The sequence below is a fragment of the Stenotrophomonas maltophilia group sp. RY12688 genome, from assembly GCF_052149045.1.
GTDB classification, from domain to species: Bacteria; Pseudomonadota; Gammaproteobacteria; order Xanthomonadales; family Xanthomonadaceae; genus Stenotrophomonas; species Stenotrophomonas sepilia.
The window spans coordinates 1785880-1804996 of record NZ_CP197389.1; the positions used below are offsets into that span (position 1 = coordinate 1785880).

The 19117-nt window shown below is 66.6% G+C and carries 15 protein-coding genes; 12 read left to right on the forward strand and 3 right to left on the reverse strand.

What is annotated here, in order from left to right:
* Positions 1-2 precede the first annotated feature (2 nt).
* Together ACS0OT_RS08475 and galU are read left to right on the forward strand one after the other, a co-directional pair.
* On the forward strand, positions 3-1916 hold the full coding sequence (locus tag ACS0OT_RS08475) for a polysaccharide biosynthesis protein (RefSeq protein WP_032954120.1): 1914 nt from the start codon (positions 3-5) through the stop codon (positions 1914-1916).
* Positions 1913-2791: a UTP--glucose-1-phosphate uridylyltransferase GalU gene (gene galU / locus ACS0OT_RS08480; RefSeq protein ID WP_032954121.1), complete on the forward strand. Its 879-nt coding sequence runs from the start codon at positions 1913-1915 to the stop codon at positions 2789-2791. Before ACS0OT_RS08475 ends, galU begins: the two co-directional genes overlap by 4 nt.
* 472 nt (positions 2792-3263) lie before the next feature.
* Here galU and ACS0OT_RS08485 read toward each other — a convergent pair whose 3' ends face one another.
* From ACS0OT_RS08485 to ACS0OT_RS08495, 3 genes are all read right to left on the reverse strand, one after another.
* A complete protein-coding gene (locus ACS0OT_RS08485) occupies positions 3264-4472 on the reverse strand; it encodes an acetyl-CoA C-acyltransferase (RefSeq protein ID WP_005416236.1) in 1209 nt (402 codons plus the stop codon).
* 69 nt (positions 4473-4541) lie between these two features.
* A complete protein-coding gene (locus ACS0OT_RS08490; RefSeq protein WP_111201353.1) occupies positions 4542-6914 on the reverse strand; it encodes a 3-hydroxyacyl-CoA dehydrogenase/enoyl-CoA hydratase family protein in 2373 nt (790 codons plus the stop codon).
* Positions 6915-6953: 39 nt separating this feature from the next.
* On the reverse strand, positions 6954-7607 hold the full coding sequence (locus ACS0OT_RS08495; RefSeq protein ID WP_005416238.1) for a TetR/AcrR family transcriptional regulator: 654 nt from the start codon (positions 7605-7607) through the stop codon (positions 6954-6956).
* A gap of 369 nt (positions 7608-7976) precedes the next feature.
* Here ACS0OT_RS08495 and ndk point away from each other — a divergent pair, with 369 nt between their 5' ends.
* The 10 genes from ndk to folD all read left to right on the forward strand — a co-directional run bounded on the left by ndk (position 7977) and on the right by folD (position 19016).
* Positions 7977-8402, forward strand: a complete 426-nt coding sequence (gene ndk / locus ACS0OT_RS08500; RefSeq protein ID WP_005409295.1) for a nucleoside-diphosphate kinase — start codon at positions 7977-7979, stop codon at positions 8400-8402.
* A 10-nt stretch (positions 8403-8412) separates the two neighbouring features.
* Positions 8413-9618 carry a 23S rRNA (adenine(2503)-C(2))-methyltransferase RlmN gene (gene rlmN / locus ACS0OT_RS08505; protein WP_005409296.1) on the forward strand — a complete coding sequence of 402 codons (1206 nt, stop codon included), beginning with the start codon at positions 8413-8415 and terminating at the stop codon, positions 9616-9618.
* Complete coding sequence (pilW, locus tag ACS0OT_RS08510) at positions 9605-10390, forward strand: type IV pilus biogenesis/stability protein PilW (RefSeq protein WP_442256231.1); 786 nt, start codon at positions 9605-9607, stop codon at positions 10388-10390. Before rlmN ends, pilW begins: the two co-directional genes overlap by 14 nt.
* Before the next feature lie 18 nt (positions 10391-10408).
* A complete protein-coding gene (locus ACS0OT_RS08515; RefSeq protein ID WP_069139967.1) occupies positions 10409-11278 on the forward strand; it encodes a RodZ domain-containing protein in 870 nt (289 codons plus the stop codon).
* A gap of 65 nt (positions 11279-11343) precedes the next feature.
* Positions 11344-11982, forward strand: coding sequence for a YfgM family protein (locus tag ACS0OT_RS08520; protein ID WP_005416242.1), 639 nt, complete (start codon positions 11344-11346; stop codon positions 11980-11982).
* Positions 11982-13190 (forward strand): outer membrane protein assembly factor BamB, encoded by a 1209-nt coding sequence (gene bamB / locus ACS0OT_RS08525; protein ID WP_005416243.1) that lies wholly within the window; start codon positions 11982-11984, stop codon positions 13188-13190. Before ACS0OT_RS08520 ends, bamB begins: the two co-directional genes overlap by 1 nt.
* Positions 13191-13208: 18 nt before the next feature.
* On the forward strand, positions 13209-14606 hold the full coding sequence (gene der, locus ACS0OT_RS08530; RefSeq protein ID WP_005413118.1) for a ribosome biogenesis GTPase Der: 1398 nt from the start codon (positions 13209-13211) through the stop codon (positions 14604-14606).
* A gap of 184 nt (positions 14607-14790) precedes the next feature.
* Complete coding sequence (moeB, locus tag ACS0OT_RS08535) at positions 14791-15927, forward strand: molybdopterin-synthase adenylyltransferase MoeB (protein ID WP_164093660.1); 1137 nt, start codon at positions 14791-14793, stop codon at positions 15925-15927.
* A gap of 211 nt (positions 15928-16138) precedes the next feature.
* Entirely contained in the window at positions 16139-17971 is a 1833-nt protein-coding gene (locus ACS0OT_RS08540; RefSeq protein ID WP_375365990.1) for a monovalent cation:proton antiporter-2 (CPA2) family protein, read from the forward strand.
* 166 nt (positions 17972-18137) lie between these two features.
* Complete coding sequence (gene folD / locus ACS0OT_RS08545) at positions 18138-19016, forward strand: bifunctional methylenetetrahydrofolate dehydrogenase/methenyltetrahydrofolate cyclohydrolase FolD (RefSeq protein WP_164133639.1); 879 nt, start codon at positions 18138-18140, stop codon at positions 19014-19016.
* Positions 19017-19117: the final 101 nt, after the last annotated feature.

Genomic DNA, 19117 nt, shown 5'->3' on the forward strand with positions numbered 1-19117 from the left:
TTATGGCTTCACCCTGGCGGGACAGAATCCTCGGCCTGATGCCGCGTTCGGCCATCGTCTGCCACGACCTTTTCATGGTCTGGGCATGCTGGCAGTTGCTCCATGCAGGGCGTTACTCGATCCTGCCCAACGCTCCGGCGCTGCCCCTGTGGAACGTCGATACCACCCTGGTCCTGCTGCTGCAGGGCCTGGTGTTCTGGCGCGTGGGCCTGTATCGCGGGCTGTGGCGGTTCGCCAGCGTCAGCGACCTGCTGAACATCTTCAAGGCCAGCTTCATCGGCATGGTCGCCATTGTCCTGGTGCTGATGTGGAAGCGCTTCGACGGCGTGCCGATGTCGGTGCTGGTGATCTACCCGTTCGCGCTGTCGGCCCTGCTGGGCGCACCGCGCCTGCTGTACCGGGCCTGGAAGGACTATCAGGCCCTGCAGTCCGATTCCAGCGCCCGCCGCGTGCTGATCCTCGGCGCCGGCCAGGCGGCGGAAACACTGGTGCGCGACCTGCGTCGTTCCGGCAACTTCGAGCCGGTCGGCCTGCTCGACGATGCACCGCACCTGCGGGGTGCCAAGCTGCAGGGCCTGCCGATCCTCGGCACCCTGGATGACGCCCCGACAGTGGTCCGCGAGACCGCTGCCAAGCTGCTGGTCATTGCCATGCCGTCACTGGACGCCGCAGGCATGCAGCGCGTTGTCGCGATCTGCGAAAGCACCGGCGTTCCGTTCCGTACCGTGCCCAAGCTCAGCGACATCCTGCAGGGCCAGTCGCTGCCGGGCCAGCTGAAGGAAGTGGCGATCGAGGATCTGCTGGGCCGCAAGCCGATCATGCCGGACTGGAACCTGATCCGCGGCTGGTTGGGTGGGCGCACTGTGATGGTCACCGGCGCCGGTGGTTCGATCGGCTCGGAGCTTTGTCGCCAGTGCGCGCGGCACGGTGCAGGTCGCATCATCCTGCTGGAGATCAGCGAGCTGCTGCTGCTGACCATCGAGGGCGAGCTGCGGCGCAGCTTCCCCGATGTCGAGATCGAGGCGGTGCTGGGCGACTGCGGTGACCCGGCGGTGATTCGCCATGCGTTGTCGCTGCACCCGGTCGATACCGCTTTCCATGCGGCCGCCTACAAGCACGTGCCGGTGCTGGAGCGCCAGCTGCGCGAAGCGGTGCGCAACAACATCCTGGCGACCGAAAACGTCGCCCGCGCGTGCCTGGAAGCCCGCGTGGAGCATTTCGTGTTCATTTCCACGGACAAGGCGGTCGACCCGGTCAATGCGCTGGGTGCGAGCAAGCGCTACGCCGAGATGATCTGCCAGAGCCTGGACCAGAAGTCCACGCACACCCGTTTCGTCACGGTGCGTTTCGGCAACGTGCTGGCGTCGGCCGGCAGCGTGGTGCCGCTGTTCCGCGAGCAGATCCTGCGCGGTGGTCCGGTCACGGTCACCGACCCGGAAGTCAGCCGTTACTTCATGACCATCCCCGAGGCCTGCCAGCTGATCCTGCAGGCGGCCGCGTCGGCGTCGCATGGTGCGATCTACACTCTGGACATGGGCGAGCCGGTGCCGATCCGCGTGCTGGCCGAACAGATGATCCGTTTGACCGGCAAGCAGCCGTACAAGGACATCCAGATCATCTATACCGGCCTGCGCCCGGGCGAGAAGCTGCACGAGACGCTGTTCTATTCGGACGAAGACTACCGTTCGACCGCGCACCCGAAGATTCTCGAGGCCGGCGTGCGTACGTTCTCGCGCGACCTGGTGCTGGGCAACGTTCCGCGCCTGCGTGAGGCGATTGCCAGCTACGACACTGCCAGCATCCAGGAAATCCTGTTTGCGACGATGCCGGAATTCTCGCCAATCGAACAGGATGCTTACATTTCATCCGCTAAAGTCGTGCCCTTTCCGGCACGTGAGGCGAACAGGCACCAATGAGCAAGCGAATTCGCAAGGCAGTTTTCCCGGTGGCAGGACTGGGAACGCGTTTTTTGCCAGCAACCAAGACTGTGCCGAAGGAGATGCTGCCGATCATTGATCGGCCGCTGATCCAGTACGCCGTTGATGAAGCCATCGAAGCCGGCTGCGACACGCTGGTGTTCATCACCAACCGCTACAAGCACGCGGTTGCCGATTATTTCGACAAGGCCTACGAGCTGGAGCAGAAGCTCGAGCGCGCCGGCAAGCAGGAGCAGCTGGAGCTGATCCGGCATGTGCTGCCCAACGGCGTGCGCGCGATCTTCGTGACCCAGGCCGAGGCGCTGGGCCTGGGGCACGCAGTGCTGTGTGCCAAGGCTGTGATCGGTGACGAGCCGTTCGCGGTGCTGCTGCCCGACGATCTGATCTGGAATCGCGGTGCCGGTGCGCTGAAGCAGATGGCCGACCTCAATGAGGCCAGCGGTGCCAGCGTGATCGCGGTCGAAGACGTGCCGCACGAAAAGACCGCCAGCTACGGCATCGTCGCCACTGAGGCGTTCGATGGCCGCAAGGGCCGCATTTCGCAGATCGTCGAGAAGCCGAAGCCGGAGGACGCGCCGAGTGACCTGGCGGTGGTCGGCCGCTACGTGCTGAGCCCGAAGATCTTCGAACTGCTGGAACAGACCCAGACCGGTGCCGGCGGCGAGATCCAGCTGACCGATGCGATTGCCGAGCTGCTGAAGACCGAAGAAGTCGATGCCTATCGTTTCGAGGGCACCCGCTTCGACTGCGGTACGCACCTGGGTCTGGTGGAGGCGACGATCCGCTTCGCGCTGGACAACCCGAAGCTGGCCGGCCCGGCGCGGGAGAAGCTGGCGGCGATGCTGGCGGAATAAGGGATTTATCAAGCGCTCCGTCAGCGCTTTGATTGATACATGGGGGAGGGGGCGGATGGCCCTCTCCAAAACACGCCAAAGCCCTTCCATGGTGCTCGATGGCGCCATCCATGGCGCCAACGGTTTTGGAGAGGGCCATCCGCCCCCTCTCGACAGTTTCCTGCGGGCGCGGACGGGAAGGGCGGAATCAAAGGCAGAAGCAAAGCAAAAAGGCAGCCAATGGCTGCCTTTTTTGCTTGTTGGGGTCAGATCCCTTTGCGCAGCAAAGGGATCTGACCCCGGCCTTTGACCCTGCCTTTGCTCATCCCTCCGCCGCGGGGAGGCTGGAAGGGCCGGGTTGGCAGGGCTGCCCGGGACCGTTGGCGCCATGGATGGCGCCATCGAGCCCCCATGGAAGGGTTCACGGCGTGTCCCGGGCAGCCCTGCCAACCCGACCCACGCCATGAAGCCCAACGAGGCAACGCTTTGAACCTTACAGCGCCTCGAAAATACCCGCCGCGCCCATGCCGGTGCCGATGCACATCGTCACCATGCCGTACTTCTGCTGGCGACGACGCAGGCCGTGCAGCAGGGTGGCGGTACGGATCGCGCCGGTCGCGCCCAGCGGATGGCCCAGGGCGATCGCGCCGCCCAGCGGGTTGACCTTGCTCGGGTCCAGGCCGCAATCGCGGATCACTGCCAGCGATTGCGCGGCGAAGGCTTCGTTCAGTTCAATCCAGTCCAGCTGGTCCTGGGTCAGGCCGGCCTGCTTCAGGGCCTTCGGGATCGCGGCGATCGGGCCGATGCCCATCACTTCCGGGCGCACGCCGGCCACCGAGAAGCTGACGAAACGCGCCAGCGGGGTCAGGCCGTAATCCTTGATCGCCTGCTCCGAGGCCAGCAGCACGGCACCGGCGCCATCGCTCATCTGCGACGAGTTGCCGGCGGTGACGGTGCCGCCGAACTGGCCGTTTCGGAATACCGGGCGCAGCTTGGCCAGGCCTTCAGCGGAGGAGTCCGGGCGCGGGCCTTCGTCGGTGTCGGCCACCTTGTTGCGGGTGATGATGCGCTGGCCGTCGGCCAGGTCCGGCAGGTGCGAGACGATCTCGTACGGGCTGATTTCGTCCTTGAACTCGCCGTTCTGGATCGCGGCCATGGCCTTCTGGTGCGAGGCCAGGGCGAACGCGTCCTGGTCTTCGCGCGAGACCTTCCACTCTTCGGCCACCTTCTCGGCGGTGATGCCCATGCCGTAGGCGATGGCGACGTGGTCGTTGTCGAACACGCTCGGTGCCATGGCGATCTTGTTGCCCATCATTGGCACCATCGACATCGACTCGGTGCCGCCGGCCAGCATCAGGTCGGCGTTGCCCAGGCGGATCGCGTCGGCGGCCTGCGCCACGGCCTGCAGGCCAGAGGAGCAGAAGCGGTTCACGGTCTGCGCGGCGATGGTGTTCGGCAGGCCGGCCAGCAGCACGCCGATGCGCGCCACGTTCATGCCCTGCTCGGCTTCCGGCATGGCGCAGCCGATGATGGCGTCATCGATGCGGTTGACGTCCACGCCCGGGGCCTGGGCGACGACGCTGCGCAGCACGTGCGCAAGCATGTCGTCGGGGCGGGTGTTGCGGAACATGCCCTTGGGCGCCTTGCCAACCGGGGTACGGGTGGCGGCGACGATGTAGGCGTCCTGGATTTGCTTGGTCATTGCAATGATCTCTTGAATAGGGGTTGGAAGAGGTTGCCGGCCAGCGGCCGGCACTACCGATGTCTTCCGTCAGTTCCGCAGCGGCTTGCCGGTCTTCAGCATGTGCGCGATGCGGGCCTGGGTCTTTTCCTGCTGGGCCAGTTCGACGAAGTGCTTGCGCTCCAGGGTCAGCAGCCACTCTTCGTCAACCAGGGTGCCGCGGTCGACCTTGCCGCCGCACAGCACGGTGGCGATGCGCTCGGCGATCTCGTAGTCGTACGGGCTGATGAAGCGGCCTTCCAGCATGTTGACCAGCATCATCTTGAAGGTGGCGATACCCACGTCACCGGCCACCTGGATGCGGCGTGCCGGCAGCGGCGGACGGTAGCCCGCTTCGGCCAGGGCGCGAGCTTCGGCCTTGGCGATGTGCAGCGCTTCGTAGCTGTTGAACACCACCTTGTCGGTGCTGCGCAGCAGGCCCAGTTCCTTGGCGTTGACCGCCGAGTTGGACACCTTGGCCATCGCTACGGTCTCGAAGGTCTTCTTCAGTTCGGCGAATACATCACCGCCCGGGCCTGCGGCCTGCGAGGCGCGCACGGCCAGTTCCTTCAGGCCACCGCCGGCCGGCAGCAGGCCGACGCCGGCCTCGACCAGGCCGATGTAGCTTTCCAGGAAGGCCACGGTCTTGGCGCTGTGCATCTGGAACTCGCAGCCACCACCCAGCGCCAGGCCACGCACGGCGGCAACCACCGGCACCAGCGAGTACTTGATGCGCTGGCTGGTGCGCTGGAAGTTGGCAACCATTTCTTCGAACTGGTCGACCTTGCCGGCCTGCAGCAGGCCCAGTGCACCGGCCAGATCGGCACCGGCAGAGAAGGGCTCCTTCTGCTGCCAGATCACCAGGCCCTGGAAGTCCTTCTCGGCGCGGCTGACGCATTCCTGCAGGCCGTCCAGCACCTGGTCGGACACGGTGTTCATCTTGGTCTTGAAGCTGACCACGGCAATGCCATCACCGTCGTGCCACATGCGCAGGCCGTCGTTCTCGAACACGGTCTCGCCCGGCGCGAACTTCTCGCCCAACAGCGGATCCGGGAAGCGCTGGCGCTGGTACACCGGCAGCGACGAACGCGGCAGCTTGGCGTTGCGCGACGGGCTGTAGCTGCCTTCGGCGGCATGCACGCCGTCGCGGCCATCGAACACCCAGTCCGGCAGCGGGGCGTTGCTCATGCTCTTGCCGGCCACGATGTCATCGGCGATCCACTGTGCCACCTGCTTCCAGCCGGCGGCCTGCCAGGTCTCGAACGGGCCCAGCGACCAGCCGTAGCCCCAGCGGATGGCCAGGTCGACGTCGCGCGCGGTCTCGGCGATGTCGGCCAGATGGTAGGCGCTGTAGTGGAACAGATCGCGGAAGGTCGCCCACAGGAACTGCGCCTGCGGGTGCTGGCTCTCGCGCAGCTTGGCGAACTTCTCGGCCGGATTTTTGATCTTCAGGATCTCGACCACTTCCGGCGCGGCAGCGCGATCAGCCGGGCGGTAGTCCTGCTTCTCCAGGTCCAGTACGACGATGTCCTTGCCGACCTTGCGGAAGATGCCGGCGCCGGTCTTCTGGCCCAGCGCGCCCTTGGAAATCAGCGCATCCAGCCACTTCGGCGACTTGAAGAACTCATGCCACGGATCATTCGGCAGGGTGTCGCCCATCGTCTTGATGACGTGCGCCATGGTGTCCAGGCCGACCACGTCGGAGGTGCGGTAGGTGGCCGACTTCGGGCGGCCGACCAGCGGGCCGGTCAGGCCGTCCACTTCGTCGAAGCCCAGGCCGAACTGCTGGGTGTGGTGGATGGTGGACAGAATCGAGAACACGCCGATGCGGTTGCCGATGAAGTTCGGGGTGTCCTTGGCGTACACCACGCCCTTGCCCAGGGTGGTGACCAGGAAAGCTTCCAGGCCTTCCAGCACGGCGTCGTCGGTGGTGGTGGCCGGGATCAGCTCGGCCAGGTGCATGTAGCGCGGCGGGTTGAAGAAGTGCACGCCGCAGAAGCGGTGCCGCAGCTGTTCGGGCAGCACGTCGGCCAGCTTGTTGATGCCCAGGCCGGAGGTGTTGGAGGCCAGCACCGCGTGGTCGGCCACGAACGGGGCGATCTTCTTGTACAGGTCCTGCTTCCAGTCCATGCGCTCGGCGATGGCCTCGATGATCAGGTCGCAGTCCTTCAGCTGCTCCAGGCCGGACTCGTAGTTGGCCGGGGTGATGGCTTCGGCAAGCGACTTGCTGGCCAGCGGCGCGGGACTCAGCTTGCCCAGGTTGGCGATCGCCTTCAGCACGATGCCGTCGGCCGGACCTTCCTTCGCAGGCAGGTCGAACAGCACGGTGTCGACGCCAGCGTTGGTGAGGTGGGCGGCGATCTGGGCACCCATGACGCCGGCACCCAGCACGGCGGCGCGGCGGACTAGCAGGGAATTGGACATGGTGTAGGGCCTTTGTTGGTCAGCAGTTACTGGGTGGAATCAAACGGAAGCAGGCAGGGCGCTGGCGCGTGCGGCGGCGCGGAACCCGGCTTCGGCGAAATGGATCAGTTCGTGGGCGGCATGGGCACGATGCGCCGCTTCGGTGACACCGGCGGGACGCTTGATCAGCCCGAAATCGGCCATGGCATAGGTGAGCGAGCCGGCAAGGAAGTCCAGGCGCCAGTACAGCTCTTCCTTGCTCAGGTCCGGCACGCACTCGCCGATGGCCTTGCCGAACGCACGCAGCACGTGGCCGTAGTGGTCGGACAGGAACTTGCGCAGGTTGTCGTTCTTCTCGGCGTAGGCGCGGGCGATCACGCGCACGAAGGCGCCGCCGTTCTGGCGGTCCTGGGCCAGCGCCAGCGCCGGCTCGACGAAGGCGGCCAGCACCGGGCGCAGTTCGCCCGGGTGCTCGGCGCGGGCACGTTCGAGCTGTGACAGGCGGGCGCCGGTCATCTCGTCCATGCGGCGGCGGAACACCTCGTTGACCAGGTTTTCCTTGGAGCCGAAGTGGTAGTTGACCGCAGCGATGTTGACATCGGCCTGGCTGGTCACCTGGCGCAGCGAGGTGCCGGCGAAGCCGTGCTGGGCGAACAGCTCCTCGGCCGCGCCGAGGATCCGGTCCTTGGTCGAGAAGTGGGCGGGTTTGGCCATCGGCGGGCGGACCTTAATCAAACGATTGTTTGATACTAGGACCAGACGGTAGCGTATGGCATTTTGCAGTGCAGCAAAACTGCCCGGGCCGGTCAGATTTCACTCAGGTGGGTGAATGCGATGGGGTGGGGTCGGATCCTCGAATGGGGCTCCGACCCCAACGGTGGGCCCCGGAATGGGTCAGAGCCCCTGCGGGAATCCGACCCTTGGCCCGCGACGGGGTTGCCGGCCAGCGGCCGGCACTACCATGCCGCGGCTTTATCTTTTACAATTCGCCTACGTTTATCAGGCTAAGCCCGCGTCCCGACGCGGGTTTTTTTCATGTTACCCTTCGGGCCATCAGCGGCCCGATTCCATTGGAGACATCCCATGGCGCTGGAGCGCACCCTTTCGATCATCAAGCCGGACGCCGTTGCCAAGAACGTCATCGGCGAAATCTACGCCCGCTTCGAGAAGGCCGGCCTGAAGGTCGTGGCCGCCAAGTACAAGCAGCTGTCCCGTCGTGAAGCCGAAGGCTTCTACGCCGTGCACCGCGAGCGTCCGTTCTTCAACGCGCTGGTCGAGTTCATGATCTCCGGCCCGGTGATGATCCAGGCCCTGGAAGGCGAGAACGCCGTCCTGGCCCACCGCGACCTGCTGGGCGCCACCAACCCGAAGGAAGCCGCGCCGGGCACCATCCGCGCCGACTTCGCCGAATCCATCGATGCCAACGCCGCCCACGGCTCGGACTCGGTCGAGAATGCCGCGATTGAGATCGCCTACTTCTTCGCCGCCACCGAAGTCGTCTCGCGCTGAGAGTAATGCCGTGAACGAGGTCGTACAGTCCCCCGCCATCCAGCCGCTGCCGAAGTCGGCACCCACGGCTGGCAAGCAGAACCTGCTCGACCTTGATCGCGCGGGCCTGGAGAAGTTTTTCGTCGAGGTTCTCGGCGAAAAGAAGTTCCGTGCCCATCAGGTGATGAAGTGGATCCACCATCGCTACGTCACCGATTTCGATGAAATGACCGACCTCGGCAAGGTCCTGCGCGCCAAGCTGCAGGCCCATGCCGAGGTGCTGGTTCCCAACATCGTGTTCGACAAGCCCTCCGCCGACGGTACCCACAAGTGGCTGCTGGCGATGGGCGTGGATGGCAAGAACGCCATCGAGACCGTGTACATCCCGGACAAGACCCGCGGCACGCTGTGCGTGTCCTCGCAGGTCGGTTGCGGCCTGAACTGCACGTTCTGCTCCACCGCTACCCAGGGCTTCAACCGCAACCTGACCACCGCCGAGATCATCGGCCAGGTGTGGGTTGCCGCACGCCACCTGGGCAACGTGCCGCACCAGATGCGCCGCCTCACCAACGTGGTGATGATGGGCATGGGCGAGCCGCTGATGAATTTCGACAACGTCGTGCGCGCCATGAGCGTGATGCGCGACGACCTGGGCTACGGCCTGGCCAACAAGCGCGTGACCCTGTCGACCTCTGGCCTGGTGCCGCAGATCGACCGCCTGTCTGCCGAAAGCGACGTGTCGCTGGCGGTGTCGCTGCATGCGCCGAACGACGCGCTGCGCGAGACGCTGGTGCCGCTCAACAAGAAGTACCCGATCGCCGAGCTGATGGCCTCGTGCGCACGCTACCTGCGCGCCAACAAGCGCCGCGAGTCGGTCACCTTTGAATACACCCTGATGAAGGGCATCAACGACAAGCCCGAGCATGCCCGCGAGCTGGCCCGCCTGATGCGCCAGTTCGACAACGCGGTGCAGGCCAAGGATTCGGGCAAGGTCAACCTGATCCCGTTCAACCCGTTCCCGGGCACCCGCTACGAGCGTTCGGAAGAAGCGCACATCCGTGCCTTCCAGAAGATCCTGCTCGACAGCAACGTGCTGACCATGGTCCGCCGCACCCGTGGCGACGACATCGACGCCGCCTGTGGCCAGCTCAAGGGCCAGGTGATGGACCGCACCCGCCGCCAGGCGGAGTTCAACAAGACGCTGCAGGCGGGGAAGGGGAGCGATGCCGCGGCCTGACCGCCTCTGGCTGGTTCTGTTCGCAGGCGGGCTGGCCGTTGCGGTCGGCGGCTGCAAATCCCATCCCAAGGCCAAGCTTGGGCCGAGCCAGGCGCCGGTCTATTCGGTGGCTGACCCGGAAAGCGTGCGGCGCGAAGTGCGCTGGCGCGACCTGTTGACCCTGGCGACCCGTGACATGCAGGTCGGCAATCTCGACGCCGCCGAGCGCAAGGTGCGCGAAGCGCTGAAGCTGGCGCCCGAGGCGCCCGATGCGCTGGTGCTGCAGGCCGGCATCGATGACCGTCGTGGCCGCACCCGCCAGGCGGGCGAGAATTTCCGCAAGGCCGCCGAGCTGGCGCCGCAGCGCGGGGACGTGCTCAACAACTACGGTGCCTGGTTGTGCCAGCAGGGCCAGTCGGCCGAATCGCTGGTCTGGTTCGACCGGGCGCTGCAGGCGCCGGGCTATGCCACCCCGGGCGAAGCGCAGGCCAATGCCGGCAGCTGCGCACTGGACGCTGGGCAGCTCGAACGTGCCGAGCGCGACCTGCGCGCGGCACTCGTCGCGGCGCCGGCCAACCCGGTTGCGCTGGAGTCGATGGCCCAGCTGAGCTTCCGCCAGGGCCGCTACATGGAGGCCCGGGCGTTCGCCGAACGTAGGATTGCGGCTGCACCCGCAACGCGTTCCGTGTTACAACTTGCGTCTCAAATCGAAGTGAAGCTGGGCGATCAGGCGGCATCTGATCGTTATCTGCAGCGGATTCGACAGGAATTTCCGCAGGAAGCGGGCTCCTAACTCCAGGGTTGATGCATTGTGATTGATGACCAGACTGTGAGCGCTCTCGAGACTGCGGCCGGCTGCGGCACCCGCCTGCGCCAGGCCCGTGAAGCGGCCGGACTGACCCTCGAAGATGTCGGCTCGCGCCTGCGCATGCCGGTCCAGGTGGTCAAGTCGCTGGAAGAGGAACAATGGCAGAAGCTGGGGGCGCCGGTGTTCGTGCGCGGCCAGCTGCGCAGCTATGCACGCCTGCTCGACGTGGACGTGGGCGAGCTGCTGGAACAGGCCCAGGTCGGCCCGGTGGTTCCGCCCACCCTGGTCAGCCATACCCATACCCCCCGTGCGCGCCGCATTGCCGAGAATCTCGGTCGGCGCGTGCTGTATGTCGGCATCACCGCCGTGCTGGCGGTGCCGGTGTGGTTCGCCACCCGTGGCCACTTCGACGGCAGCGCGACCCCGTCGCCGAGCACCGCCTCGCTGGACGTGATCCCGGCCGCCGTGCCGGTCACGCCGTCCGCAGCCGGTAGCGAGATGGCCGCCCCGGCCGAAGCGACCACGGCCCCGGCCAGCAAGCCGGCGGCCACCCCTTACGTCGCCTCGCTGGCCCCGGTGCCGCGCCCGGCGCCGGCCCCGGCTGCCGGCAATGCGCTGGAAATGCAGTTCAGCGGCGACAGCTGGGTCGACATCGGCGGCCCGGACGGCAGCACCGTCGAGAAGGCACTGATCAAGTCCGGCGAGACCCGCAGCTTCACGCCGGGCCAGGTGACCCGGGTGACCCTGGGCAACGCCTCGGCGGTCCAGGTTCAGCAGAACGGCGCTATCGTCGATCTGACCCCCTACCAGCGAGCCAACGTGGCACGCTTTCAGGTATCCTCTGAAGGCTCCGTAGTCCCGGTTTCGCACTGAGGCGCGGTTTCACCACCTTCGATTAAACCCAATGGTCCCTCCCGACGGGCGGGGCGAGAGTACGCATGGCGATCGACGATCTGCTCGACGAGCACGAACAAAGTGAACGCGTCCGCAGCTGGCTGCGGAAGAATGGCGCCAGCATCCTCGGTGGCGTAGTCATCGCCATCGGTGCCATTGCCGGCTGGCAGTGGTACCAGAAGGAGCAGGGCAGCAAGCTGGCCTCGGCCAATGTCGAGTACCAGAAGGCCCTGCAGGGCCTGCAGCAGAACAAGCTTGACGACGCCGCCAAGGCGGTCAAGGCGCTCGAAGCCGGCCCGTCCAGCATCTACGGCGACCTCGCGGCGCTGCAGCTGGCCAAGGCCCAGGTCGACGCCGGCAAGAACGAAGAGGCACTGGCCACCCTGCGCAACGTGAAGGTCGAAGGCGACCTGCAGCGCGTGGTCGACCAGCGTGTGGCCCGCCTGCTGGTGGCCACCGGCAAGAGCGACGAGGCCATCAAGCTGCTGGGCAGCGCCACCGACAGCAGCAGCCTGGAAATCCATGGCGATGCGCTGATGGCGCAGGGCAAGCGCGATGAGGCCCGTGCACAGTACGAGAAGGCGCTGAAGACGCTGGACGTGGCAGCGCCGCAGCGGCGCCTGCTGGAAACCAAGGTTATGGACGCCGGCGGCACCGTTGCCGCCCCTGCGGAGTCGGTTTGATGAGTCAGAAGGTCATGATCACCCGCGTCGCCACCGTGCTCCTGATGGGCATGGCCCTGACCGGCTGCGGCACCATGAAGGGCTGGTTCGCTGGCAAGGACGCGGCGGCGAAGAAGGCACAGGAACCGGCTGAGCTGGTCAAGTTCGAGCCGACCGTGAAGGTCAGCAAGATCTGGTCGGTCAACCTCGGCAAGGGCGAGCGTCGCATCGGTGTGCGCCAGGGCCCGGCGGTGGCCAACGGCCACGTGTTCGCTGCGGCGATCACCGGTGGCGTGCACGCCATCGACCTGCAGACCGGCAAGAAGGTCTGGACCTGGGAGCCGAAGAAGGAAAAGAAGAAGGCCAAGCTGCGCTTGTCCGGCGGCCCGGGTGTCGGTGAGAACCTGGTCGTGATCGGCACGCTGGACGGTCAGGTCATCGCGCTGGACATCAACGACGGCAGCGAGAAGTGGCGCGCCCGTGTTCCGGGTGAAGTGATCGCCGCGCCGGCCGTTGCCCAGGGCATGGTCTACGTGCGCAGCAACGACGGTCGTGTGACCGCCTTCGATGTCGGCAACGGCACCCAGAAGTGGTTCAACCCGAGCGAGCTGCCGGCGCTGACCGTGCGCGGCAACGCGCCGGTGGTGACCGGCCCGGGTGTGCTGTTCATCGGCAAGGACGAGGGCGCGGTTGCGGCCCTGGCCCAGCAGGATGGCCGCACGCTGTGGGAACAGAACCTCGGCAACGGCGAAGGCCGCACCGAGCTGGAGCGCATGGCGGACGTCGACGGCGCACCGGTGCTCGACGGCAACACCCTGTACGTGAGCAGCTTCAAGAACCAGACCATGGCCATCGAAGGCCCGACCGGTCGCCCGCTGTGGGCGCGCGACCATGGCGGCGCCGGTGGGGTGGCGGTATCGTCGGGCAATGTGTTCGTGACCGACAACAAGGGCGGCGTGTTCGGCCTGGACAAGGCCAGCGGCGCAGCCATGTGGTCGCAGACGGCACTGGCCCGTCGCTCCCTGACCGGCCCGGCACTGCACGGCGACTACGTGGTGGTCGGTGACTACAAGGGATATGTGCACTGGTTGCAGGCCTCCGATGGTGCGATGGCGGCACGGGCAAAGAGTGGCGGTGACGCCCTGCTGGCCCAGCCGGTCGTCGTCGACGGGGTGCTGCTGGTGCAGAACGTGGATGGCAAGCTGACCGCCTTCCGGTTGGCAAACTAAAAAATTGGAGTAATCGCGATGCTGCCTCTGGTCGCCCTGGTTGGACGGCCGAATGTCGGCAAGTCGACTATTTTCAATGCGCTTACGCGCACCCGTGACGCGCTGGTCCATGACCAGCCCGGCGTCACCCGCGACCGCAACTACGGTGTCTGCCGCCTCGACGAGGACAACCATTTCCTCGTCGTGGATACCGGTGGTATCGCCGGGGAAGACGAAGGCCTGGCCGGCGCCACCACGCGCCAGGCCCGTGCGGCCGCGGCCGAAGCCGACCTGATCCTGTTCGTCGTCGATGCCCGCGAGGGCACCTCGGCGCTGGACGACGAGATCCTGGCCTGGCTGCGCAAGCTGTCGCGCCCGACGCTGCTGCTGATCAACAAGATCGACGGCACCGACGAGGACAGCGTGCGTTCCGAGTTCGCCCGTTATGGCTTCGGCGAGATGCTGACCGTCTCGGCCGCGCATCGCCAGGGCCTGGACGACCTGCTGGACGAAGTGATCCAGCGCCTGCCGGAAGAAGGCAGCGGCGAAGAGCTGGACAACGACCCGAACCGCATCCGCATCGCCTTCGTCGGCCGCCCGAACGTGGGCAAGTCGACCCTGGTCAATCGCATCCTGGGCGAGGAGCGCATGATCGCCTCCGACGTGCCGGGTACCACCCGCGACTCGATCGCGGTGGACCTGGAGCGCGACGGCCGTGAGTACCGCCTGATCGACACCGCCGGCCTGCGCCGTCGTTCGCGCGTGGATGAGGTTGTCGAGAAGTTCTCGGTGGTCAAGACCATGCAGTCGATCGAGCAGTGCCAGGTGGCCGTGCTGATGCTCGACGCCACCGAAGGCGTGACCGACCAGGACGCCACCGTGCTCGGTGCCGTGCTCGATGCCGGCCGCGCGCTGGTGATCGCCATCAACAAGTGGGATGGCCTGACCGAGTACCAGCGCGAGCAGGCGGAAACCATGCTGTCGCTGAAGCTGGGCTTCGTGCCGTGGGCCGAATCGGTGCGCATCTCGGCCAAGCACGGCTCGGGCCTGCGTGAGCTGTTCCGTGCGGTGCATCGTGCGCACGAATCGGCGAACAAGACCTTCACCACCAGCGAAGTGAACAAGGCGCTGGAAGTGGCTTACGAGACCAATCCGCCGCCGACCATCCGCGGCCATGTCTCCAAGCTGCGTTACGTGCATCCGGCCGGTTCCAACCCGCCGACCTTCATCGTGCACGGCACCCGCCTGAAGGAACTGCAGGAGTCGTACAAGCGCTACCTGGAGAACTTCTTCCGCAAGCGCTTCAAGCTGATCGGTACGCCGGTGAGCTTCATCTTCCGCGAGGGGACCAACCCGTACGAGGGCAAGAAGAACGTCCTCACCGAGCGGCAGGTCAAGGCAAAGCGGCGCTTGATGAAGCACGTCAAGGGCAAGTGATTCACGGGAAGGCGGCCGCAGGGCCGCCTTCTTCGTTCGCGCTCCCACCGGTAGTGCCGGCCGCTGGCCGGCAACCTCGCGTCGTCCGGTGCGTTCATGGCCATGCCGGCCAGCGGCTGGCACTACCCCATGTTTGCAGGTATCGGTCAAGGCGGCCTGCCGCCACGTGCGCGATAATGCGGCCATGAGCATCCAAGAGCTTTCCCCCGCGCAGGCACGCGAGCGCCTGGCCCATGGCGCCGTGCTGATCGATGTGCGCGAGGCGCACGAGCGGGCCGGCGGCATGGCCGAGGGCGCGCGCGGCGTGGCCAAGGGCGAGCTGCAGGCCGACCCGGCGGCGCATCTGCCGCAGCGCGACCAGGAGATCCTGCTGATCTGCCAGAGCGGCAAGCGCTCGGCCGATGCCGCGCAGTTCCTGCTGGAGGCCGGGTACGCCCAGGTCGCTTCCGTGACGGGCGGCACCGTGGCCTGGCGCGAGCAGTCGCTGCCACTGGTGCAGCCGCTGGCCAGTGCCGCCGACCGCGATTTCTTTGATCGTTATTCGCGCCACCTGCTGCTGCCACAGGTGGGCGAGGCCGGCCAGCGTCGGCTGCAGCAATCACGCGTGCTGGTGCTGGGCGCGGGCGGCCTGGGTGCGCCGGCCGGCTTCTATCTGGCCGCCGCCGGGGTAGGGCACCTGCGCTTCGCCGACCACGACCGCGTGGAGCGCAGCAACTTGCATCGGCAGATCGTGCATACCGAAGCCAGCGTCGGCCAGCTCAAGGTCGATTCCGCGCGCGAGCGGCTGCTGGCGTTGAATCCGTCGATCGAGGTCGAGGCGGTGCCGGAGCGGGTGACCTCTGAGAACGTGGATGCGCTGCTCGAGGGCGTGGACGTGGTGCTGGATGGCTCGGACAACTTCCCGCTGCGCTACCTGCTCAACGACGCCTGCATCAAGCACGCCAAACCGCTGGTGTATGCCGCCATCGAGCGCTTTGACGGCCAGGTAAGCGTGTTTGACGCCGGCCGCCAGCGCGGCGTGGCACCTTGCTATCGCTGCCTGTTCCCCGAGCCGCCGCCTCCAGAGTTTGCGCCGAATTGTTCCGAGGCTGGTGTACTGGGCGTGCTGCCTGGCCTGGCCGGCGTGCTGCAGGCCACCGAGGTGCTGAAGCTGCTGCTGGGCATTGGCGAGCCGCTGGTGGGTCGGCTGCTGCGCTTCGATGCGCTGGGCATGCGCTTCCGCGAGACCGGCATCCGGCCGGACCCGCAGTGTCCGGTCTGCGCGCCGGGTGTGCCGTTCCCGGGATATATCGATTACGCCGCGTTCTGCCGGGGTGGGTGAATCGGAGCGTCATCCACGCATGGCGTGGATCTACTGTAGAGCCGAGCCCGTGCTCGGCTGTACAGTCACGTGCATGGTTTCGGGATGATGTTGGGGGTCACTCCCTGCATCGTTCCATCGCCAAGACAATCCGGCGCAACATGCGTGCTATTGCCGTCATCGGCATTGCTCTATTGTTGAACCCGATTCTGGATCTTGGGGAACACACCGCATGGCGGTAGAAGCAGCGACCAGCGAGCTGGTCAAGGTCGTGGCCCTGTTGGGCGCGGCGGTGGTGATGGTGCCCCTGTTCCGCCGGGCCGGCCTGGGCTCGGTGCTGGGCTACTTCGCCGCTGGCCTGGCGATCGGACCGTTCGGGCTGGGCTGGTTCTCCGACCCGCAGGCGATCCTGCATACCGCCGAGCTCGGCGTGGTGATGTTCCTGTTCGTGATCGGCCTGGAAATGCGGCCCTCGCATCTGTGGAGCCTGCGCAAGGAAATCTTCGGGCTGGGCACGCTGCAGATCGTCACCTGTGCGCTGGTGCTGACCAGCATCGCCAAACTGTTCGGCCTGCCGTGGCAGGTGGCCTTCATCGGCGCCACCGGCTTCGTGCTCACCTCCACCGCGGTGGTGATGCAGCTGCTGGCCGAGCGTGGTGACATCGCGCTGCCGTCGGGCCAGAAGATCGTCTCCATCCTGCTGTTCGAAGACCTGCTGATCGTGCCGTTGCTGGCGCTGGTGGCCTGGATGGCGCCGGGCGCTGGCAGCGCCGATGGCGAGGGCTCGCGCTGGCTGTCGGTGGCGATCGGCGTGGGTGCCATCGTCGGCCTGGTGCTGGTCGGCCGCTTCCTGCTCAACCCGCTGTTCCGCGTGCTGGCCGAATCGAAGGCGCGCGAGGTGATGACCGCCGCCGCGCTGCTGGTGGTGCTGGGCGCGGCGCTGCTGATGCAGCTGTCGGGCCTGTCGATGGCGATGGGCGCGTTCCTGGCCGGCGTGCTGCTGAGCGAATCGACGTTCCGTCACCAGATCGAAGCGGACATCGAGCCGTTCCGCGGCATCCTGCTGGGCCTGTTCTTCCTCAGCGTCGGCATGGCGCTGGACCTGGGTGTGGTGGCCGGCAACTGGCAGCTGATCCTCGGCCTGGTGCTGGCGCTGATGGCGGCCAAGGCGCTGTGCATCTACGTGGTCGCGCGCATCATGGGCAGCGACCACGCGCAGGCGCTGGACCGGGGCGTGCTGATGGCGCAGGGCGGCGAGTTCGCCTTCGTGCTGTTCTCCGCTGCCGCATCGGCCGGGGTGATCAACCTGGAGATCAATGCCAACTTCACCGCCGTGGTGGTGCTGTCGATGGCGCTGACCCCGCTGGTGGTGCTGCTCTACAAGCGCATCGCGCCGAAGCCGACGGTGAACATGGACGGCGTGGACGAGGCCGATGGCCTGTCCGGCAGTGTGCTGCTGATCGGCTTCGGCCGCTTCGGCCAGGTCGCCAGCCAGTCGCTGCTGGCGCGCGACGTGGACGTGACCATCATCGACAACGATGTGGAGATGATCCAGAGCGCGGCGCGCTTCGGTTTCAAGATCTACTACGGCGACGGTACGCGACTGGACGTGCTGCATGCTTCGGGCGCGGCCACCGCACGTGCGATTGCGGTGTGCGTGGACAAGGCCGAGGCGGCTGACCGCATTGTTGAGCTGGTGTCGCACGAGTTCCCGCAGGCCAAGCTGATGGTGCGCTCGTTCGACCGCGAGCATTCGCTGCGGTTGATCCATGCTGGTGTTGATTTCCAGATCCGCGAGACGTTCGAGTCGGCGGTGCTGTTCGGCCAGGCCGCACTGGTGGAACTGGGTGCGGACGAGGACGATGCGGTGGAGATTGCCGAGCAGATCCGGCGCCGCGATGCCGAGCGTTTCGAGCTGGAGATTGCCGGGGGCGGCTTGAATGCCGGGGCCAAGATGGTGTTCGGCAACTCCGGCCAGGGCGTGCCGACGCCGACGCCGTTCACCGCGCCGAAGCGGGCAAGCAAGACGTTGAACCCGCAGGACGTGCCGGAAGAGGAAGAATAAAGCCCGGTAGTGCCGGCCGCTGGCCGCCAAATGTGCAAACGTTCCGACGTCATGAGGTTGCCGGCCAGCGGCCGGCACTACCGGTGCGCGGAGTCGGCGCACGGCGGTGGGCGAGGGGGCCTGAATCGGGGACAATAGCGTCCCCGCCGCCCCACGCCTGCCCCCAATGAACGATTCCGCCCCCCAGCATCCTGCCCGCATCCTTGATGGCCGCCGCATCGCCGAGGACCTGCTCGACAGCCTGAAGGTGCGCGTCGACGCCCGCGTGGCCGCCGGCGGCAGCCGCCCGGGCCTGGCCGTGGTGCTGGTCGGTGGCGACCCGGCTTCGACCGTTTACGTGCGCAACAAGCGCCGTGCCGCCGAGAAGGTCGGCATCGAGGCGCATGACTACGACCTGCCGGCCGGCACCACCGAAGCCGAGCTGCTCGACCTGATCGACCAGCTCAACGCCGATCCGAAGATCAACGGCATCCTGATCCAGCTGCCGTTGCCGGGCATCCCCGACGCGCGCCGGCTGATCCAGCGCATTGACCCGCGCAAGGACGTGGACGGCTTCCACCCGGAAAACGTCGGCCACCTGGCCCTGCGCGAGTTCGGCCTGCGCCCGTGCACCCCGCGCGGCATCACCACGCTGCTGGGCCACACCGACCAGCCGGTGCGTGGCCGCAACGCCACCATCGTGGGCGTCAGCAACCACGTCGGCCGCCCGATGGGCCTGGAGCTGCTGATTGCCGGCTGCACCGTCACCAGCTGCCACAAGTTCACCCCCAAGGACGTGCTGGAGCAGGCCGTGCGCAACGCCGACATCCTGGTGGTGGCGGTGGGCCGCCCGGGCATCGTGCCGGGCGAATGGGTGAAGCCGGGCGCGGTGGTGATCGACGTCGGTATCAACCGGTTGGATGACGGCCGCCTGGTGGGCGACGTCGGGTTTGAGGCGGCGGCCCAGCGGGCCAGCTGGATCACCCCGGTGCCGGGTGGTGTGGGCCCGATGACCGTGGCCACGTTGATGCAGAACACCCTGGAAGCGGCGGAAGCGCTGAGCTGACCTCACCTGGGGCTGTTCTCAGGTGTCTGAGGGAAAGTGCGGACCAACGGTCCGCACCCACCAAAGGCGCTTCAGGGCTGGCTCGGGTGATCCTCTCAAGG

Excerpts from the sequence above, each read along its gene's own strand:
- moeB (WP_164093660.1), top strand. The coding sequence starts at position 14,791 with ATGAGCATCCAAGAGCTTTCCCCCGCGCAGGCACGCGAGCGCCTGGCC.
- ACS0OT_RS08485 (WP_005416236.1), bottom strand. The coding sequence starts at position 4,472 with ATGACCAAGCAAATCCAGGACGCCTACATCGTCGCCGCCACCCGTACC.
- galU (WP_032954121.1), top strand. The coding sequence starts at position 1,913 with ATGAGCAAGCGAATTCGCAAGGCAGTTTTCCCGGTGGCAGGACTGGGA.
- folD (WP_164133639.1), top strand. The coding sequence starts at position 18,138 with ATGAACGATTCCGCCCCCCAGCATCCTGCCCGCATCCTTGATGGCCGC.
- der (WP_005413118.1), top strand. The coding sequence starts at position 13,209 with ATGCTGCCTCTGGTCGCCCTGGTTGGACGGCCGAATGTCGGCAAGTCG.
- pilW (WP_442256231.1), top strand. The coding sequence starts at position 9,605 with ATGCCGCGGCCTGACCGCCTCTGGCTGGTTCTGTTCGCAGGCGGGCTG.
- ACS0OT_RS08520 (WP_005416242.1), top strand. The coding sequence starts at position 11,344 with ATGGCGATCGACGATCTGCTCGACGAGCACGAACAAAGTGAACGCGTC.
- ACS0OT_RS08475 (WP_032954120.1), top strand. The coding sequence starts at position 3 with ATGGCTTCACCCTGGCGGGACAGAATCCTCGGCCTGATGCCGCGTTCG.
- ACS0OT_RS08495 (WP_005416238.1), bottom strand. The coding sequence starts at position 7,607 with ATGGCCAAACCCGCCCACTTCTCGACCAAGGACCGGATCCTCGGCGCG.
- bamB (WP_005416243.1), top strand. The coding sequence starts at position 11,982 with ATGAGTCAGAAGGTCATGATCACCCGCGTCGCCACCGTGCTCCTGATG.
- ACS0OT_RS08490 (WP_111201353.1), bottom strand. The coding sequence starts at position 6,914 with ATGTCCAATTCCCTGCTAGTCCGCCGCGCCGCCGTGCTGGGTGCCGGC.
- ACS0OT_RS08540 (WP_375365990.1), top strand. The coding sequence starts at position 16,139 with ATGGCGGTAGAAGCAGCGACCAGCGAGCTGGTCAAGGTCGTGGCCCTG.
- ndk (WP_005409295.1), top strand. The coding sequence starts at position 7,977 with ATGGCGCTGGAGCGCACCCTTTCGATCATCAAGCCGGACGCCGTTGCC.